General features: G+C 59.6%; 14 protein-coding genes. All 14 read right to left on the reverse strand.

The genetic code is table 11. The annotated features are described in order from the left end of the window. Positions 1–157: 157 nt before the first annotated feature. Positions 158–670: an Lrp/AsnC family transcriptional regulator gene (locus AC0T7J_RS04355; protein WP_010247853.1), complete on the reverse strand. Its 513-nt coding sequence runs from the start codon at positions 668–670 to the stop codon at positions 158–160. Positions 671–958: 288 nt separating this feature from the next. Next, positions 959–2,275 carry a 4-aminobutyrate--2-oxoglutarate transaminase gene (gene gabT / locus AC0T7J_RS04360; RefSeq protein WP_473792392.1) on the reverse strand — a complete coding sequence of 439 codons (1,317 nt, stop codon included), beginning with the start codon at positions 2,273–2,275 and terminating at the stop codon, positions 959–961. A gap of 113 nt (positions 2,276–2,388) precedes the next feature. Next, the gene (locus AC0T7J_RS04365; RefSeq protein ID WP_473792394.1) at positions 2,389–3,522 is read right to left on the reverse strand and encodes a M20 aminoacylase family protein; all 1,134 of its coding nucleotides are present in this window, start codon (positions 3,520–3,522) and stop codon (positions 2,389–2,391) included. Between the two features lies 1 nt (position 3,523). Next, positions 3,524–4,450 carry a 2-hydroxyacid dehydrogenase gene (locus AC0T7J_RS04370; RefSeq protein ID WP_473792396.1) on the reverse strand — a complete coding sequence of 309 codons (927 nt, stop codon included), beginning with the start codon at positions 4,448–4,450 and terminating at the stop codon, positions 3,524–3,526. Beyond that, the gene (locus tag AC0T7J_RS04375) at positions 4,450–5,292 is read right to left on the reverse strand and encodes a GNAT family N-acetyltransferase (protein ID WP_473792398.1); all 843 of its coding nucleotides are present in this window, start codon (positions 5,290–5,292) and stop codon (positions 4,450–4,452) included. The genes AC0T7J_RS04370 and AC0T7J_RS04375 overlap by 1 nt, the downstream gene beginning before the upstream one ends. Positions 5,293–5,303: 11 nt before the next feature. After that, on the reverse strand, positions 5,304–6,635 hold the full coding sequence (locus AC0T7J_RS04380) for an NAD(P)/FAD-dependent oxidoreductase (protein WP_473792400.1): 1,332 nt from the start codon (positions 6,633–6,635) through the stop codon (positions 5,304–5,306). 135 nt (positions 6,636–6,770) lie between these two features. Further along, positions 6,771–8,435, reverse strand: a complete 1,665-nt coding sequence (locus AC0T7J_RS04385) for an ABC transporter ATP-binding protein (RefSeq protein ID WP_473792402.1) — start codon at positions 8,433–8,435, stop codon at positions 6,771–6,773. Continuing rightward, positions 8,432–9,283, reverse strand: coding sequence for an ABC transporter permease (locus AC0T7J_RS04390; protein WP_031591097.1), 852 nt, complete (start codon positions 9,281–9,283; stop codon positions 8,432–8,434). The genes AC0T7J_RS04385 and AC0T7J_RS04390 overlap by 4 nt, the downstream gene beginning before the upstream one ends. Further along, positions 9,280–10,236, reverse strand: a complete 957-nt coding sequence (locus AC0T7J_RS04395; protein WP_473792404.1) for an ABC transporter permease — start codon at positions 10,234–10,236, stop codon at positions 9,280–9,282. Before AC0T7J_RS04395 ends, AC0T7J_RS04390 begins: the two co-directional genes overlap by 4 nt. 27 nt (positions 10,237–10,263) lie before the next feature. Further along, the gene (locus AC0T7J_RS04400) at positions 10,264–11,871 is read right to left on the reverse strand and encodes an ABC transporter substrate-binding protein (protein WP_473792406.1); all 1,608 of its coding nucleotides are present in this window, start codon (positions 11,869–11,871) and stop codon (positions 10,264–10,266) included. 82 nt (positions 11,872–11,953) lie between these two features. Next, the gene (locus AC0T7J_RS04405; protein WP_473792409.1) at positions 11,954–13,231 is read right to left on the reverse strand and encodes an NAD(P)/FAD-dependent oxidoreductase; all 1,278 of its coding nucleotides are present in this window, start codon (positions 13,229–13,231) and stop codon (positions 11,954–11,956) included. Positions 13,232–13,241: 10 nt separating this feature from the next. Next, positions 13,242–13,910 carry a haloacid dehalogenase type II gene (locus AC0T7J_RS04410; protein WP_010247881.1) on the reverse strand — a complete coding sequence of 223 codons (669 nt, stop codon included), beginning with the start codon at positions 13,908–13,910 and terminating at the stop codon, positions 13,242–13,244. Positions 13,911–13,938: 28 nt separating this feature from the next. Next, the gene (locus AC0T7J_RS04415) at positions 13,939–15,408 is read right to left on the reverse strand and encodes an aldehyde dehydrogenase family protein (RefSeq protein WP_473792411.1); all 1,470 of its coding nucleotides are present in this window, start codon (positions 15,406–15,408) and stop codon (positions 13,939–13,941) included. 452 nt (positions 15,409–15,860) lie between these two features. Further along, positions 15,861–17,318, reverse strand: coding sequence for an NAD-dependent succinate-semialdehyde dehydrogenase (locus tag AC0T7J_RS04420; RefSeq protein WP_473792413.1), 1,458 nt, complete (start codon positions 17,316–17,318; stop codon positions 15,861–15,863). Positions 17,319–17,409 lie beyond the last annotated feature (91 nt).

The raw sequence follows: 17,409 nt of genomic DNA on the forward strand, positions 1-17,409 counted from the left end.
ATGCTGAGGGGACATCTTGCAGATTAACGGGAGAAATAAAGCGGATGGGCGAACATAAGTGCGGCTGGGGTGAATCGCGAAAGAGTAAGCAGAAACAAGGCAGTTGACGGCCCTCTCTCCACCGATGAAGGTGGCGAGAGCGACGCCAGGCCGCCCGTTACACGCCGAACTCCACTGAATTGTGCTTGCCGATCAGCGATCGCAACGGCACGCTGCTTTTCATGATCGGGGATTTGATTACGATATAGCTGAAGTACTTGTCGATGCCGATCTGGGCATCGAGCATCTTTTCAATCACTTCCTGGTAATGTTCGATGCTGCGGGTAATAAAGCGCAGCAAATAGTCATAGCCGCCGGTGATCAGATGGCACTCCATCAGCTCATCGACGTCGCGCATCGCACTTTCAAATTTCATAAAGTCTTCGCGGCGATGGCCTGACAGGGTGACTTCGGTAAAGACCGTCACCGAATCGGTAATGCGGGTGAGATTAATGTGCGCTTCATAACCGGTGATAAAACCGGCCTGTTCCAGACGCTTGACCCGTTGCAGACAGGGACTGGGCGAAAGGCCTACGGCGTCGGCGAGGTTAACATTGCTGATACGGCCATCTTTCTGGAGTTGCACCAGGATGTTGATGTCGATGCGGTCGAGTTTCATTAAGCCGTTCATAGCACCCCCTCATTGTCAGAGCCTATCCCGCCAGGCGTCATTGTTGCAGGCAGTCTGGAGACGGACAGCGCGCAACTACCGGCGCGTACATGGCGTACGGGAGGATTATGCGCATTGCCCAGGTTCAGACTGACAAATTAAATAGCCTGATGGCCAGGCTATTAATTAAATGTGCAGAACCTCCCGAAGGTATATCACGCTTTACCGTAAACGCGCCAGCGCTTCGCAGTGGTTATACCAGCGGGAGGTTTTCAAATTACTCTAGCAAAATCAATGAGGAATACTGGTTCAACCCAACCGGCCAGTGGCGCGAGCCAGCGCAATATCGAAGATATGCAGCGCCTCTTCCAGCTGTGAGTCGGTGGTGACCAGCGGTGCCAGGAAACGGATAGTGTTGCGATGCAGGCCGCATTTGATCAGCAACAATCCTTCCTGGCAGGCGCTATCGAGGATCTTCTGAGTCAGCGCCGCATCGGGACGACCGGTTTCGAAATCGAGAATTTCCACCGCCTGCATAAAGCCCACGCCGCGCACATCACCGATGCAGGCATATTTATCCGCCAGCTGTCGCAGACGGGCATTCAGCTGTTCGCCGAGCTGACAGGAGCGCTGCAACAGATTTTCCTGCTCAAACAGATCCAGCACCGCCAGCGCCGCCGCACAGCCCAGCGCATTGCCGCCGTAGGTGCCGCCTAACCCGCCAGGCGTCGGCGCATCCATGATCTCTGCACGCCCCACTACGCCGGAAATCGGCAGACCGCCACCCAGGCTTTTCGCCAGCGTGACCAGATCGGGTTTGATACCCAGCTGCTGGAAGGCGAACATCGTGCCGGTACGCCCGAAGCCGGACTGGATTTCATCACAAATCAGCAGAATACCGTGCTGGCTGGTAATGCGACGCAGCGCCTGCATAAAGGCGGGACCAGCGGGCAGGAAGCCACCGTCGCCCTGAACCGGCTCAATGATAATCGCCGCGACGCGCTCCGGCAGGATCTGTACCGCGAACAGCTGGTCCATCGCCTTCAGACAGTCCGCTTCGGTGATACCGTGCAGCGGATTCGGGAAGGGCAGACGGTAAATATCGCCAGGGAACGGGCCAAAATTCTGTTTGTAAGGCGCGGACATGCCGGTCAGGGTGACACCCAACAGTGTGCGTCCATGAAAGGCACCATCAAAAGCGATGATGCCGGAACGCTGAGTATGTGAGCGGGCGATCTTCACCGCATTTTCTACCGCTTCAGCGCCGCTGGTGAAGAAGACGCTTTTGTACGCCTCATCGCCGCCCACCAGTTTGTTCAGCCGCTGCGCCAGCTCAATGTAACCCGGATAGGCCACCACCTGAAAACAGGCGTGAGACACCAGACCGAGCTGGCGGGTTACCGCATTGACCACCGCAGGGTGATTATGGCCGACATTCAGCACGCCGATGCCGCCGACGAAGTCGAGATAGCGATTGCCCTCCACGTCCCATACTTCACTGCCTCTGGCGCGTTCGATCACCAGCGGATGGGCGGTAACGATACCGCGCGGCACGTTCTGCTCGCGTGCATCCAGTAACAGGCTGTTATCGGAGTATGCTTGCTGCTCTGCCATGACATTCTGCATTTTAAACCCTCATCCACGTAACGTTCGGTTGGCTCAAGTATCGCAACCCGCTGGTGCCTCACGCTGCCGTAATTCCCCAGGCAGCGGCATTTCCTGTCAAAATCCCGCTGCATTCAGCAGGGAAATTTCTCTGCCAGTGCCTGACGAATCAGGGTGACAAAGACATTAACGCCATGCGGGATCAATGCATCGTTGAAGTCGTAAGCGGCATGGTGCAATGGCTTGCAGGGTGCCGATCCCAGCCACAGATAGGCACCGGGGCGCGCCTGCAACATAAAAGCAAAATCTTCCGAGGTGAGCGCGGGCTGCGGCGCGGCCTCAGCCGGGATGGTTGCCTGTGTCAGTGCTTCAAGGCAAAACTGTGCTTCAGCAGCGCTGTTCAGGGTGGCCGGGTAGTAGCGCACATAGCTGACCTCTGCGTGCAGGCCGTGGGCGGCAGTGATGTGCTCCGCCATCTGACGCAGGCGCGCTTCAATCGTCGCCTGCGCTGCCGGGCTGAAGGTGCGTACCGTGCCGGTGATGCTCGCCTCCGCCGGGATCATGTTGTGCGAAAAGCCGCCCTGCATCCGGGTAACGGTGAGCAGCGCCGTTTCGCACGGATCCAGGGCGCGTGACACCAGGGTATTCAGCTGAACCACCAGCTCGCTGGTTGCCAGCAGAGTATCGCGTGTCAGATGAGGCTGCGCGGCATGACCGCCTCCGCCCAGCACCCGAATATCAAAGCGGTCAGCCGCCGCCATGATTGCGCCGGGCCGGGTCTGCACCTGGCCAAGCGGCAGTTCTGGCCAGTTATGAATGGCGTAAACCGCCTCACAGGGAAAACGACTGAACAGGCCGTCGTCGATCATCGCCTGTGCGCCCGCCAGCCCCTCTTCGGCGGGCTGGAAGATAAAGCAGACGCAGCCATCAAAGCTGACGTCGCGCGCCAGTTTTTCTGCGGCTCCCAGCAGCATCACGGTGTGACCGTCGTGGCCGCAGGCGTGACTCACCTGCTCTGTCCTGCTTTGCCAGTCGGTGCCGCTCTGATCCTGCATCGGCAGCGCATCCATATCAGCCCGCAGGGCGATCATGCGTTCACTGCTGCCCTTTTTCAGTATTCCGACCACGCCGGTTTTGCCGATGCCCCGATGCACCTCAATGCCCAGCTGTTGCAAAAAATTGGCCACGATGTCACTGGTGCGCTGCTCCTTAAAGCCCAGTTCCGGGTGCGCATGCAGGTCGCGGCGAAGTGCCACCAGATGTTCCATTTTAATATCCTCGCGAACGGTCAATCTCACCGTGCAGCGGTTCGCCACGCTGATAGCGCCGCAGGTTTTCCAGCAGTGCCGCTATGGCACTCTCATTCTGCGTCTGGCTGGCAATGTGGGGTGTGAGCCAGATGGCGGGATGGTGCCAGAAGGGATGGCCCGACGGTAACGGCTCCGGGTCGGTCACATCGATCACGGCGGCACGGAGCTGCCCGCTCTCCAGCGCCTGCAGCAGATCGTCCTGATTCAGCTGGGGACCGCGCCCGGCCTGCACCAGCGCCGCGCCCTGTGGTAGCTGATTAAACAGGGTGCGGTTAAGCAGACCCTGTGTGGTGTCAGTCAATGGCAGCAGGCAGACCAGAATCTCGCTGTGCGCCAGAAACGCCCCGAGCTGATCGTCACCGTGCCAGCAGCGGACGCCGGGAATCTGGCGTGGTGTGCGGCTCCAGCCGGCACAGTCAAAGCCCAGCGCCACCAGTTGCGTTAACGCCGCCCGACCCAGTTCCCCCAGCCCCATCACACCCACCCGGCGCTGCGCGGCCGGTAATGCCGCATGTGCCAGCCACTGCTGCTGGCGCTGCTGATGGAAATAGCGCGGCATGTCACGGTGCAGCCCGAGCACCGCGAAGGTGACATATTCCACCATGCCCTGCGTCAGGCCTGGCTCGATCATTCTTATCACTGGCAAATCAGGCGGCAGCGCAGTGAAGTCAAACTGATCGGCCCCGGCACCCACCGAGAACAGCAGTTTCAGCCGGGGAAAGAGCGCGGTGATGTCAGCCGGTGGCTGCCAGGCGACCAGCGCCTCAGCCTGCTCTGGATCGCCGGTCTCAGGCCAGATATGCAGCTGAATGTCAGGCGCATGTGCTGCCAGCCAGCGCTGCCAGATGCGGCCACGTTCCGGCTCCGATTTATAGACGATATGCATCAGGCCATCGCCTGCGTCATCAGTCCAAACGCCTGCATACCCTGCGGCGTCCAGGGCGTACCCCGCACCATCGTGGTGGGCGCATCGATCTGAGGGATGCCGAGGCTCTGTAGCCAGGCGGCCATCGGCAGCGCGGCATCGGTGTCGATGCGAAGAAATTCCCCCTGCAGCGACTGCATCAGCGTGGCGACCAGCGCCTGCGCCACCGGGAAGTCCGCTGCGATCACTGGGCCAATCGCCCAGCCGTGACCAAAGCGGCGCAGGCTGGCGAAGCCCTGAATCTGCTGATGGTCATCCTGCAACAGCACCGTCTGGGTGTCTCCCAGGAGATGGTCGAACAGTGCCGGGCGGTACATGCCGTGCGCCTGCTGATCCAGCCTCACCAGCGTGGTGTGATCGGCCAGTGTTGCCGGACGCAGTTGCAGCCCAGCCGGGATCACGGGTTCTGGCAGCGTGGTCAGTGCGCGGGTCTGGTGCTGGCGAATCTCACCGCAACTGACAAACCCGAGCTTTTCATACAGCCCTTTGCCCATTTCAGTGGCGTGCAGACGCACATTACAGTCAGGCAGTTTTTCCAGTTGCGCCAGCATCAGTTGCTTGCCCAGGCCGCGCCCCTGCTGCTGGTTATCGACAATGATCAGTCCCAGCGTGGCGGCACTGTCGCCCCAGCGCCAGAGCACGGCGCTGCCAATCAGCTTGCCCTGCTCCTCAATCACCGTGCCCTCGCCCAGTTGCAGCGCCAGCGCCCAGTCTTCACGTCGGTGGGGCCATTTGAGTGCCTGCGTTAAGGTGAAACAGGCGTCGAGATCGTCCGGCGTCATTGCGCGTATTTTCAGGCTCATTGCAGGTCTCCTTACATCATGCCTGGCGTTTCAAGTCCGCTGCCGTCAACCAGACGGCTGTAGCGATAAGGGGTGGGATCAACAACTGGCGTAGCTTCGGTCGCCAGATCGGCCGCCAGTCGTCCGGCACCCGGTCCGATACCGAAGCCGTGGGCGCTGTAGCCCGCCGAGAGCACCAGCCCCGGCAGTTTCGCCACGGTGGAGATCACCGGAATCGCGTCCGGGGTGCTGTCAATCATGCCGCCCCAGGACTGCGCCAGCCGCAGGTTCGCCAGCGCCGGGTATTCACGACGCATCGCCGCCAGTCCCTCTTCCACGATGTTTGCATCGGCTGCCGGATCAAGAATGCGCATGCGCTCAAACGGCGACTCGCGGTCGAATGCCCAGCCCCCCATCGCTTCCGGGCCATTGAAGAAGGGTGACAGGCCAAGATTCAGGGTGAGATTCTTGCGGCGGCTTTTAAACGTCGGGTAGAACTGTCGGGCATAACGCAGCCCCTGCGCGCCCGGCTCCAGACGCCCACGCCCGGAGACTGACACGGTGTAACTGCCGTCCATCTGTGGCCGACAGGCGAAGCCTGGGGTGTAGAGTGGCATCGCAATCGCCTGTTCTATTGGCTGCGTGCGGAAGGCCGTACCAATCACGTTGCCGAGCGGCAGGTCGATGCCGTGACGACGGCAGAACATCGAGGTCCAGGCCCCGGCGGCACAGATTACCCGGCTGGTTTTGATCAGCCCGCGTTCAGTCCAGACGCCGCTGACCCGTCCGGCGGCGATATCCAGCCCGCGCACCGCACACTGCTGAAACAGCAACGCCCCCTTTTTCTGTGCGCCGGCTACCAGTCCCGGCGCGGCCAGACGTGGCTCGGCGTGACCGTCAGTGGGCGATGAGAGGCCGCCCCGCCAGCTTGTGGTGCTGCCGGGCGTCATCGCTTTGGCTTGCTCAGCCGTGAGAATTGAACTGTTTACGCCATAGCCTTTTGCCATCTGGTTCCACTTATCCCAGGCCGCAATGTCTGACTCCTCCTGCGTGGCATAAACCAGTCCGCTACGGCGGAAACCCAGCTCTTCGCCGGTTTCCTCGTTAAGCTCACCCCAGCGTTGCAGCGCATAGATAATCAACGGCAGTTCGCGCTCATCACGGTTCTGCTGGCGACACCAGCCCCAGTTGCGGCTGGACTGCTCCGCCCCTACCAGGCCTTTTTCAATCAGCACGACTTTTAGTCCCTGTTTCGCCAGCTCCCAGGTGGCAGCGGCACCGGCGATACCGGCGCCAATCACCACCACATCGGCGGAATCGGGGAAATTCGCACTGTCCTGTACATAACGAATCGGTGCAGGCATAACAAGATGACCTCTGTTGTCAGTATCCGGTCTGGCACAGGGCAACACGGCCACTGTGCGTTGACCCGTGCCGCCTGCACAATGCATCAGTGCTGTGCAGGCGGATTGATCAGGGTGCCAGTTGCTTCAGGCAACTCACTCTGCTTTTAAAATCTCTTCATGCTCATCCAGCCAGCCCTGACGCAACTCCGGCACCGCGCGTTTCAGCCGCTCGAAATACAACTCGCTGGTCGGCTTGTCGTAGTCGTTGCGCGCCAGCTGGGTAACGATGCGACCGCTCTTCATCACCACGATTTCGTCGCACACCGCACGTACGGCATGCATATCGTGGCTGATAAAGATCACCGACAGGCCCAGCTCACGGCGCAGTTCGCTGATTAAGTCGAGTACAGCGGCGGCCACCACGGTGTCCAGCGCCGAGGTCACTTCATCACACAGAATCAGGTCCGGTTCTGCCGCCAGGGCTCGCGCCAGATTGACGCGCTGCTTCTGTCCGCCAGAGAGCGCCCAGGGACGTCGCCACAGCACGCTGCGCGGCAGCTGCACCAGATCCAGCAGCTGATAAAGTCGCTGCTGCCGGGCCGCACCGCTCAGGCCGTGAAAAAGCGTCAGTGGTCGTGACAATATGCGTTCAACGCTATGGGCCGGATTCAGTGCGGTATCAGCCATCTGAAATACATACTGAATGCGCCGCAGCTCGTTGTCAGGGCGTTTTTGCATATCGCCCGCAATGTAGTGGCCGTTAAACAGGATATGGCCGTGACTCGGGGCATTAAGTCCGGCAATGGCGTGTGCCAGGGTGGTTTTGCCCGAACCTGACTCACCGATAATGCCAATCGCCTGACCCTTCCACAGCCTGAGGTTGATCTCCTCCAGAATGCGCACTTTCGGATGACCGTCATTACCGCGCGGGCCATAGCCTGCGCTGAGGTCGCGTACCTCCAGCAGCGGCTGAATATCGGCGGCAACCGGACACCAGTTGCTGGGCCGCTCTTTCTGCCGCGCTGCCTCCATCAGTAAACGGGTGTACTCCGCCTTTGGCGCGCCAATCAGATTTTCGGTGCTGCCATACTCCGCCATTTTGCCGCGCAGCAGCACCAGAATCCGGTCTGCCATCTGTGCAACCACGGCTAAATCATGACTGACATAGATGGCAGTGACGCCGCGCTGCACCACCACGCGGCGAAACGCCTTCAGCACTTCCACCTGCGTGGTCACATCCAGCGCGGTCGTAGGTTCATCGAGGATCACCACGTCAGGATCGCCAATCAGCGCCATCGCCGTCATCAGACGCTGCAGCTGTCCGCCGGACACCTGGTGCGGAAAGCGGTCGCCAATAGTCTCAGGGTTCGGCAGCGCCAGCTCACGAAACAGGCCAATCGCCTTCTCTTTCGCCGCTTTGCGGGTCAGGGTACCGTGGATGACCACCGGCTCAATTACCTGGTCGAGGATCTTCATGCCCGGGTTAAACGACGCCGCCGCACTCTGGGCGATATAGGCGACTTTATTGCCGCGAAACGCGCGCAGCTGGCCCGGTGTCAGGCTGTTAACGTCGGTGCCGGCTACGTGAATATTACCCTCGGCGATGCGGCAGCCGCTGCGGGCGTAACCCATCAGCGCCATCGCGATAGTGGTTTTCCCCGAGCCGGATTCGCCAATCAGCGCCAGCACCTCACCCTTCTGCACGGTGAAGTGAATGTCGGAAACCAGGTCAATCTCTTCGCCGCGATCGGTCTGCGCAGTAACCCGCAGTTTATCCACCGAAATCACCGGCATGGCGGTATGTGGTGTCACGTTCATGCTCCCTCCTTCGCCAGCGTCATCGGACGCATCGCCTGCAGGCTGTCTATAAACAGGTTGGCGCCAATGGTCAGGCTGGCAATCGCCAGTGCAGGCATCAGCACCGCAGGCGAACCGTCAAACAGCCCCTGCATATTTTCACGCACCAACGTACCCCAGTCGGCGTAGGGCGGCTGAACACCCAGGCCCAGGAAGCTCAGGCCACTCAGCAGCAGCACGATATACACAAAGCGCAGACCGAAATCCGTCAGCATCGGGTGCACCATGTTGGGCAGGATGTCGTGAATGGCGATATACCAGCGGCTTTCGCCCCGCAGCCGTGATGCCCGGACGTAGTCCATGCTGCGCAGCGAGCTGGCCATAGCAAACGCGATGCGGAACGCGCCCGGCCAGTAGGTGAACACCGCCGTGAGGATCAGCATCGGCAGTGAGGAGCCAAATACTGCGACAATCATCAGCGACAGCACTTTGCCCGGCAGCACCAGCAGCGCGTCGTTGACGCGGCCCAGTAACTCCTCCAGCCAGCGCCCCGCCACTGCTGCCAGCAGCGCCAGCAGCGTGCCGATCAGGCTGGCCAGCAGCGCCGCACTCAGCGCCAGACCGATAGAGAACTTCGCGCCGTAGAGAATACGGCTCAGCATGTCGCGCCCAAGGTAGTCGGTGCCCAGCAGGTTATCAGACGTCAGGCCGCCCATCAGTGGGCCGCCGCCGATGTCATCAATGCTGTGCGGGGCCAGCGGGGTGCCGAATACCGCCATCAGCAGCCAGAACAGCGACATTATCAGACCCAGCCGTCCCGACCAGGAGAGCGACTGTAAGAAACGCCAGGGCAACGAGAGAATATTCATGCGCTTCTCCATTTCGGGTTAAAGGCGATAGTCAGAATGTCAGCCGCCAGCAGCAGGACCAGGTAGCAGGCGGCGAACAGCATTACGCAGAGCTGCACCACCGGCAGGTCGCGGTTACTGACCGCATCCACCAGTTGGCTGGCAAGGCCGGGATAGCTGAAAATGGTTTCAATGATGATCACCCCGCCAAACAGATAGGAGAGGCTGAGTGAAATGGCATTGGCGATGGGGCCGACCGCGTTAGGCAGTGCGTGACGCAGCACGGCTCTGAGCGGCGAAACCCCTTTCAGCAGCGCCATCTCCAGATAAGGACTGTCGAGCTGGTTGATAATGGCTGCCCGCGTCATACGCGCCATCTGTGCCACCAGTACACAGCAGAGCGTCAGCACCGGCAGCGCATAGGCTTTGAGGTAACTCAGCAGGTCGCTGTCCGGGCTGCCGAACGACATCGCTGACACCCAGTGCAGCTTGACGGCAAAAATCAGCACCGCCACCGTCGCCACCAGAAACTCCGGCACGGCAACCGTCGCCATGGTGCCAATGACCAGCGCCCGATCGAGACGGGATCCGCGATTCATCGCGGCGATAATCCCGATAATCAGCGCCAGCGGCACGCAGATCAGCGTGGTGATGCCCGCCAGTTCAAAGGTGGCGGGAATCCGTTGCGCCACCAGCTGTGAGACAGGCAGATGGCTGGCAAACGAGGTGCCAAAATCGCCCTGAACCATGCCTGTCAGCCAGTGGAGGTAGCGCATCAGCAACGGCTGATCGAGACCCAGCTGCTGCCGTAACGCCGCCACCGTTTCCGGTGTGGCGTTCTGGCCGAGGATCATCTGCGCCGCGTCACCCGGCAGCAGGCTGGTGATGAAAAACACCACCGCCGAGACGATAAGCAAAGTCAGGATGCCGGCGCCAATCCGCCGGGCAATCAGGAACAGCATGTATCGGTTCATCGGCGTACTCCTTCCTCAAATAACGTATCAGGCGCTCAGCCACGCAAACTCATGGAAGCGATAGCCCATCATCATGCCCGATGGCCAGGCCTCCACCCCTTTGACCTTTTTGTTGTAACCATCAGTGGAGCTGATAAAGGTCGGGATAAGGGTGCCGCAGTGGTCATAAATCAGCGTCTGCATGTCGCCATACATCTGCTTGCGTTTCGCCTGATCGCGCTCACCGCGTGCGGCAATCACCAGCTGATCAAACTGGGGGTTTTTCCAGCCCGATTCGTTATTCGGGGCGGTAGAGAGATAAAACTGTGAGAAGAGCATGTCGAGCGTCGGACGCGGATTTATCGAGCCATATCCCACCGGATCTTTCATCCAGTGCGAAGACCAGTAACCGTCATACGGCACGCGTCGCACTTTGACGTTCAGCCCTGCCCCGCGCGCCATCTGCTGGATCATCTGACCGCCTTCGTTCGCCCCTTCGATATTCGGCGTGGTAATGATCTCCACCGTGGAGCCGGCCATGCCCGCTTTTTTGATGTGGAACTTCGCTTTTTCAATGTCCAGCGGACGCGGTTTGAGATCGGCGTTATAGAGCGGATGCCACGGCGGCACCGGCGTGTCATTACTGACGTCGCCATAACCCTGCAGCACCGTTTTCACCAGCATTTCACGTGGCTGCAGATATTTCATCGCCAGCACAAAATCTTCGTTGTTACCCGGCTTCACGTCTGTGCGGATAATCAGGTTGGTGTACATACCCGATTTACTCTCCAGCACGCCAAATTCGCTGCTGGCTTTGATGCGCTTGCAGTCGGCAGCGGTCAGGGTGGAGACCATCTGCAGATCGCCTGACATCAGGGCATTGACGCGTGCCGCGCCGTCGGTAACGCCAATCAGCTCTACCTCATCCAGATGTGGCAGACCAGGCTTGTAGTAGTTAGGGTTTTTGGTGCCGATGGTGCGCACACCCGGCATAAAGGCTTTGCAGACAAAAGGACCAGTGCCGATGCCTTTGCTGAAATCTTTGGTGCCGTCCGGCACGATCAGAAACGGCGGTGTCGCCAGCATATAAGGGACGTCGAAGTTAGCGCTGCTCAACTCCAGCTGCACCTCATTGTCATTGACCGCGCTGAAGCTTTTGAACTGGTCGGCCAGCTTAAAGGCGATAGAGGCGATGGCCGGATCTTTGTGGCGGCTGAGCGAGTAAATCACATCTTTGGCGGTCAGCGGTTTGCCATCATGGAAGGTGACACCCTGACGCAGTTTGATATGCCAGGTAATGCCGTCGCTGGAGTCCAGCGATTCAGCCAGCGCCGGTTGCGCCATCAGATGTTTATCCAGCTCGGTCAGGCCGCTGTAAAACATGAACTGTCGGGTGTAATCCGCGCTGTTGTTGCTTTTGGCCGGGTCGAGCGTGTCGGTGGCAGAGGCATTCGACATCGCCGCCCGCAGTTTACCGCCTTTGACCGGCTTGTCATCCGCCAGTGCCGCCCCGGAAAAACCAATCAGGCCGCTGCTCATCACCGCACCCGCGGAGAGCATTTTCATCAGACTCCGACGTGAAAGTGAGCCTTCGGTGATCATGCGCGTCAGTGCCGGATTTACCGCATCAGCGTCGTTATTATCAAATTTACTCATCTCTGTACCCTCAATAGTCAGGCAAACCGGGGATCGTGTTCTGGCGGTGCTGGCAATCTGGCGCCCAGCACCCGACGGGTCGTTATGAAAGGCGATCCTTTGCTTTGTAATAGAGTCCTGCGAGCGGTAAAAACCATGGCTTGCCGTGATAACCGGGCAGCGCGGGCCATGTGTCGCGCTGCCAGGGATTTTCAGTGCGCTTTTCGGCCAGCAGATCGGCCATCACCCGTCCCATCCACACCGACATCTGAGTACCGTGGCCGCTGTAGCCCAGTGAATAGAAGAGCCCCTCCTGTTCACCCGCGTGCGGCAGACGGTCGGCGGTCATGTCGACCATGCCGCCCCAGCAGTAATCCACCTGCGCCTGGCCAAGCTGCGGCAGCATCTGCGTCATCGCGTGGCGCAGGATCTCGCCGCTGCGCGAATCCGACGTCGGGTTGCTGACGGCAAACCGCGCCCGCCCGCCAAACACCAGGCGGCGATCGGCGGTGGTACGGAAGTAGTTGCCGATATTCAGTGAGGTGACGTAGGTGCGATCGTTTGGCAGCACCTGGCGCAACAGGGCCGGGTCGAGCGCTTCCGTCACCACAATAAAGCTGCCGACCGGCACAATGCGGCGCTGGAACCACGGAAAAGGGCCGACGTTGGAGCAGCCAGTCGCCATCAGCACTTTGTCCGCCAGAATGGTGCCCTGTGCGGTCTCTACCCGATGCTGATAACCCTTCAGGCGTTCTAACTTCGTCACGGCGTGGTGCGGGAAAATCTTCGCGCCGCTGCGGGCCGCGGCCTCAGCCAGCCCGATGCCGAACTTGCCCATGTGCATCTGACCGCCACGCTTCTGCAGCAGGCCGCCGTGGAAATCATCACTGGCGATCTCGTCACGCACTGCCGTTTTGTCGAGCAGTTCTATCTCCGGGTCAACGGTGCGACGCATCAGTTCATATGCTTCCTGCAACGCGGCCACATGCGACGCCTTACTGGCGAGCTTGAGTTTGCCGCACAGCCGGAAATCGCAGTCGATCGCTTCATCCTGGATCAGTTGCTGGACATAGCTCACCGCGTCGTCAAACGCCCGATAGAAGCGGCTGGCCTGCTCAAGCCCCTGGCTCGCCACCAGCGAGGCGAAGTTCTGCGCCACACCGGTGTTGCAGTGGCCGCCGTTACGCGCCGAGGCCTGGCTCATCACGTCGCCACTCTCCAGCAGCACCACGCTGACACCGCTACGCGCCAGGTTAAGGGCCGCCGAGATGCCGGTGAAGCCGCCGCCAATCACCACCACGTCCGCCTGTGCGGGCAGCGGTTCGCGTGCGGCACCGGTAAAGGCCGGAGCGGTGGACTGCCAGAACGATTCCAGTTTCATGGGGTGTTCCTCAGAGTCCGACGACGCCAGGCAGGCCGCCGATATCGTTGATTTCGGTGTACTGGTAATACGGATTCGCCGGTTCATGACCGCGATTGACCCAGACTTTGTTTTTGATGCCGAGATCGTGGGCAGTCATCAGGTCATAGCGGAAGCTGGAGGAGACGTGCAGGATCTCCTCCGGGCCGCAGCCGAGCTTATCCAGCATGTACTCGAAGCCCTTCATCTGTGGTTTGTAGGCCCCCGTCTCTTCTGCCGTGATAGCCATATAGATTGGTGCGCCCAGACGCGGTTCGTGATGCGGAATCAGGTCTTTCATCGAGTTGGTCAGCAGCACCAGCGGAAACTCTTTAGCGACCTTCGCCAGCCCGGCAGGTACGTCGGGATGCGGACCCCAGCTGGCGCAGTCGGTGTAGATAAAGTCGCTGTCAGCTTTGTCCCAGCGGACGCCCCACTTTTTACAGGTGCGTTGCAGGGCATTACTCACCACGTCGTAATAGGGTTTCCACGCGCCGAGTACCTCATCCAGCCGGTAGCTGGAAAAGTCGGTGGTAAACGCGTGCATTGCGTCAGGGTCGACGCGGTCGCTGAAACAGCGCTGCGCTGCACCCGCCATATCAAAGCGAATCAGCGTGCCATAACAGTCGAACGTGATGAATTTCGGTTTAAACAGTGCCATGTAACACCCTCGTCATTGTCAGTTGCGCTTAGAAATCGATGAGTACACTCTTCTGGCGCTGGCAGGCCTGAAACGCCTGACGGCCTAAATCTTTACCAATGCCGGAGCCGAGAAAGCCGCCGGTCGGAATGATGAAGTCGCCGGAACGGCCATAGCGGTTGATCCAGACGGTGCCCGCGTCAATAGCGCGCATTGCCCGCATCGCACGCGGCAGGCTCAGGGTGTGGACACCGGCGCAGAGGCCATAGGTGTCATGGGCCGCCATTGCCAGGCCCTGCTCTTCATCATCAAACGTCTGCACTGTGAGCACCGGGCCAAAAATTTCCTGCTGGACCGCCGGGTTGTCCTGCGTCACGTGGCTCAGCAGCGTGGGCTGCCAGAACCAGCCGTCGTCGGTGTCGGCAAAACGCTCACCGCCCACCAGTACTTCAGCACCCTGCACTTTCGCCGCCTCAATAACCGAGCAGACTTTGTTGCCCTGGCGTTCATCGATCAGCGGCGCGTAGCGGCTGCCCTCCTGCCAGGTGACGCCCGGTTTAACTTCCCGGCAGAGTTGAGCCAGCCGCTCAACCAGCGGATCGGCAATGTTGCGCTGCACAATAAGACGGGTGCCCGCCACGCAGGCCTGACCGCCGTTGGCGGTGAAGCCGCGCAGAATACGCTGGGCCAGCACCTCAAGGTCACCCGCGTCATCAAACACCAGCTGCGGACTTTTGCCGCCCAGTTCCAGCGTCACCGGTTTCATGCCGTGCTGCGCGGCATCGCTCATAATGCGTTGACCGGTCAGCGTCGAGCCGGTAAACGAGACTTTGCGCACCAGCGGATGTTTTACCAGCGTGCTGCCCGTCACCGCGCCACTGCCCTGTACAATGTTCAGCACGCCCGCCGGTAAACCTGCCTGGATCGCCAGTTCGGCCATGCGCACGGTAGAAAACGGGGTCAGTTCAGAGGGTTTAAGCACGACGGCATTGCCGGCCGCCAGCGCCGGTCCGCATTTCCACGACGCCATCGACAGCGGGAAATTCCACGGGGTAATCGCGGCGATAACGCCATAAGGTTCGGCAATCAGCATGCCGAGGCTGCTGTCGCGGGTAGGAAAGAGATCCCCGCTGTATTTGTCGGCGCATTCGGCATAGAAGCGAATCGCTTCGGCGGTAAAGGGGATTTCATGCAGCACCACGTCGCTGATCGGCCGGGTTGAACCCAGCGCTTCCAGCTGTGCCAGCAGCGTATCCTGCTCAATCAGGTCGGCCCAGCGCCGCAACACCCGTCCGCGTTCACGCGGCGGACAGCCGGACCAGCCGCTGGTTTTCAGCGCCTGGTGCGCCACGGTGACGGCACGATCGACATCCTGTGGCGTAGCGTCCTGCAACGTGGCATAGACTCTGCCATCCGACGGACGTTTAACCTCAAAGGATGCGCCCTGGCTCTGGCAGTGCTGGCCGCCAATATAATGCCCAGCCGGAAGAGAAACTTTTTCAGGGTCGAAACTTAACATGGAAGAATTCCTTATTTGTTACACCCATCAGTTGCTGACTTATTAGCGTATTCAACGGCAGATTTCTGCTGTGTTAATAAGCTAATGCAGAAAGTATGCCAGCCGGGCAAAAAATAAAAATGCGTTTCAAACAGCGCAAAAAAATTTTCTGCCGTATTGATGAAGGAATTTTTGCGGAATTGCCGAACAATTAAACAGATGATTTACTTCACAAAATTTATGCACTCTGCGAGTGCAATGCGCACGGAAATTGCACCACGACGGATATCAATGAGTCAGCGTTGCATCCGATGACAGATTTTCACCGTCAAATAATCGACCTGCTTCACATCGTTGATAAATTTCCCTGTTATTCAGGGTGCAGATAATTAACGACAGGCGGGAACAAGGATTCACGCAAAAAAAAACGCCAGCCCAAAAACAGGCTGACGCGGTAAATAGAGTGGAATGATTCAGAGACTGCCGATATGAAATGTTTTTTGTTCCAGATACTCATCAATCCCATAACGTGATCCTTCCCGGCCAATACCGGAGAGTTTCACGCCGCCAAACGGCGCAACCTCCAGGGAAATCGCGCCCGTATTAAAGCCGACCATGCCAAACTCCAGTGCTTCCGCCACCCGCCACGCCCGTCGGATATTTTCAGTGAAGAAATAGGCTCCAAGGCCATAAGGCGTGTCATTCGCCATCGCGATCGCCTCCTCTTCATCATCAAAGATAAACAACGGCGCGACCGGACCAAACGTCTCTTCATGAGCGATGCGCATGGCGGCGGTGACCTCACCGAGCACCGTGGGCTGCACGAAGGTGCCGTTGCCCTGGCTGATGCCGCCGGTCATCAGCGTTGCTCCCTGACTGAGCGCATCATCAATGTGGCCATTTACTTTCTCCACCGCACGGCTGTTGATCAGCGGGCCAATGGTGCTGTCGGGTGCAAAGCCATCGCCCACTTTCAGGGTGGCAACCGCGTCAAGCAGCCGGGCGGTGAAGCGTGGATAGATGTTCCGCTGCACCAGAATACGGTTAGCGCAGACGCAGGTCTGCCCGGCGTTGCGGAACTTGCTGAGCATGACCCCCGCGACGGCAATCTCAATATCCGCATCATCAAACACGATCAGCGGTGCGTTACCACCCAGCTCCAGACTCAGTCGCTTGATGCTGTCGGCGCTCTGTTGCATCAGTAACTGTCCGATGCGGGTTGAACCGGTAAAGGAGATTTTACGTACCGTGCGGCTTTCGGTCAGCGCCGCCCCAATCTCTGTGGGCAGGCCGGTCAGCACCTGCAACACGCCAGACGGGAAGCCGGCACGCTCTGCCAGCACCGCCAGTGCCAGCGCCGAGAGCGGCGTTAACTCAGAAGGTTTAACGATAATCGGGCATCCGGCGGCCAGCGCAGGGGCAACCTTGCGGGTGATCATCGCAATCGGGAAGTTCCACGGCGTGATTGCGGCGGCAACGCCCACCGGCTGTTTCAGCACCAGGATGCGCCGGTCCTCGCTGGGCGCGGGAATGGTGTCGCCATAAATACGGCGAGCCTCTTCCGCGAACCATTTTACGAAGCTGGCGCCATAGAGCACTTCGCCTCTGGCTTCCGCCAGCGGTTTGCCCTGCTCGGCGGTCATGATAATCGCCAGGTCGTCTGCGTGTTCAATAATCAGTTGATGCCACTTTTCCAGCAGCGCGGCGCGGCTGGCGTTGGGGGTTTTGCCCCAGCTGATGCGCACCGTTTCCGCATACGCTATTGCCTGATCGGTTTCAGCACGGCCCAGTGCCGGGATGGTGGCCAGCGTTTCGCCCGTGGCGGGATCGGTAACCGGCAGTGTGGCGCCCTGATGCGCATTCTGCCAGCGTCCATTAAACAGCGCCTGCTGGCGCAGCAGATCGCTATCGTTAAGTTTTAATCGCGTCATATCATCCCCTTGTGGTCAGCTGATTCCACTTTATCGCGCCGGGTCAGCGCAGGATGTTGTTGTGCGGGGTGAGAAAGGTCGGTAAGCGAGT

It is taken from the genome of Pantoea sp. E956-1, from assembly GCF_982223955.1.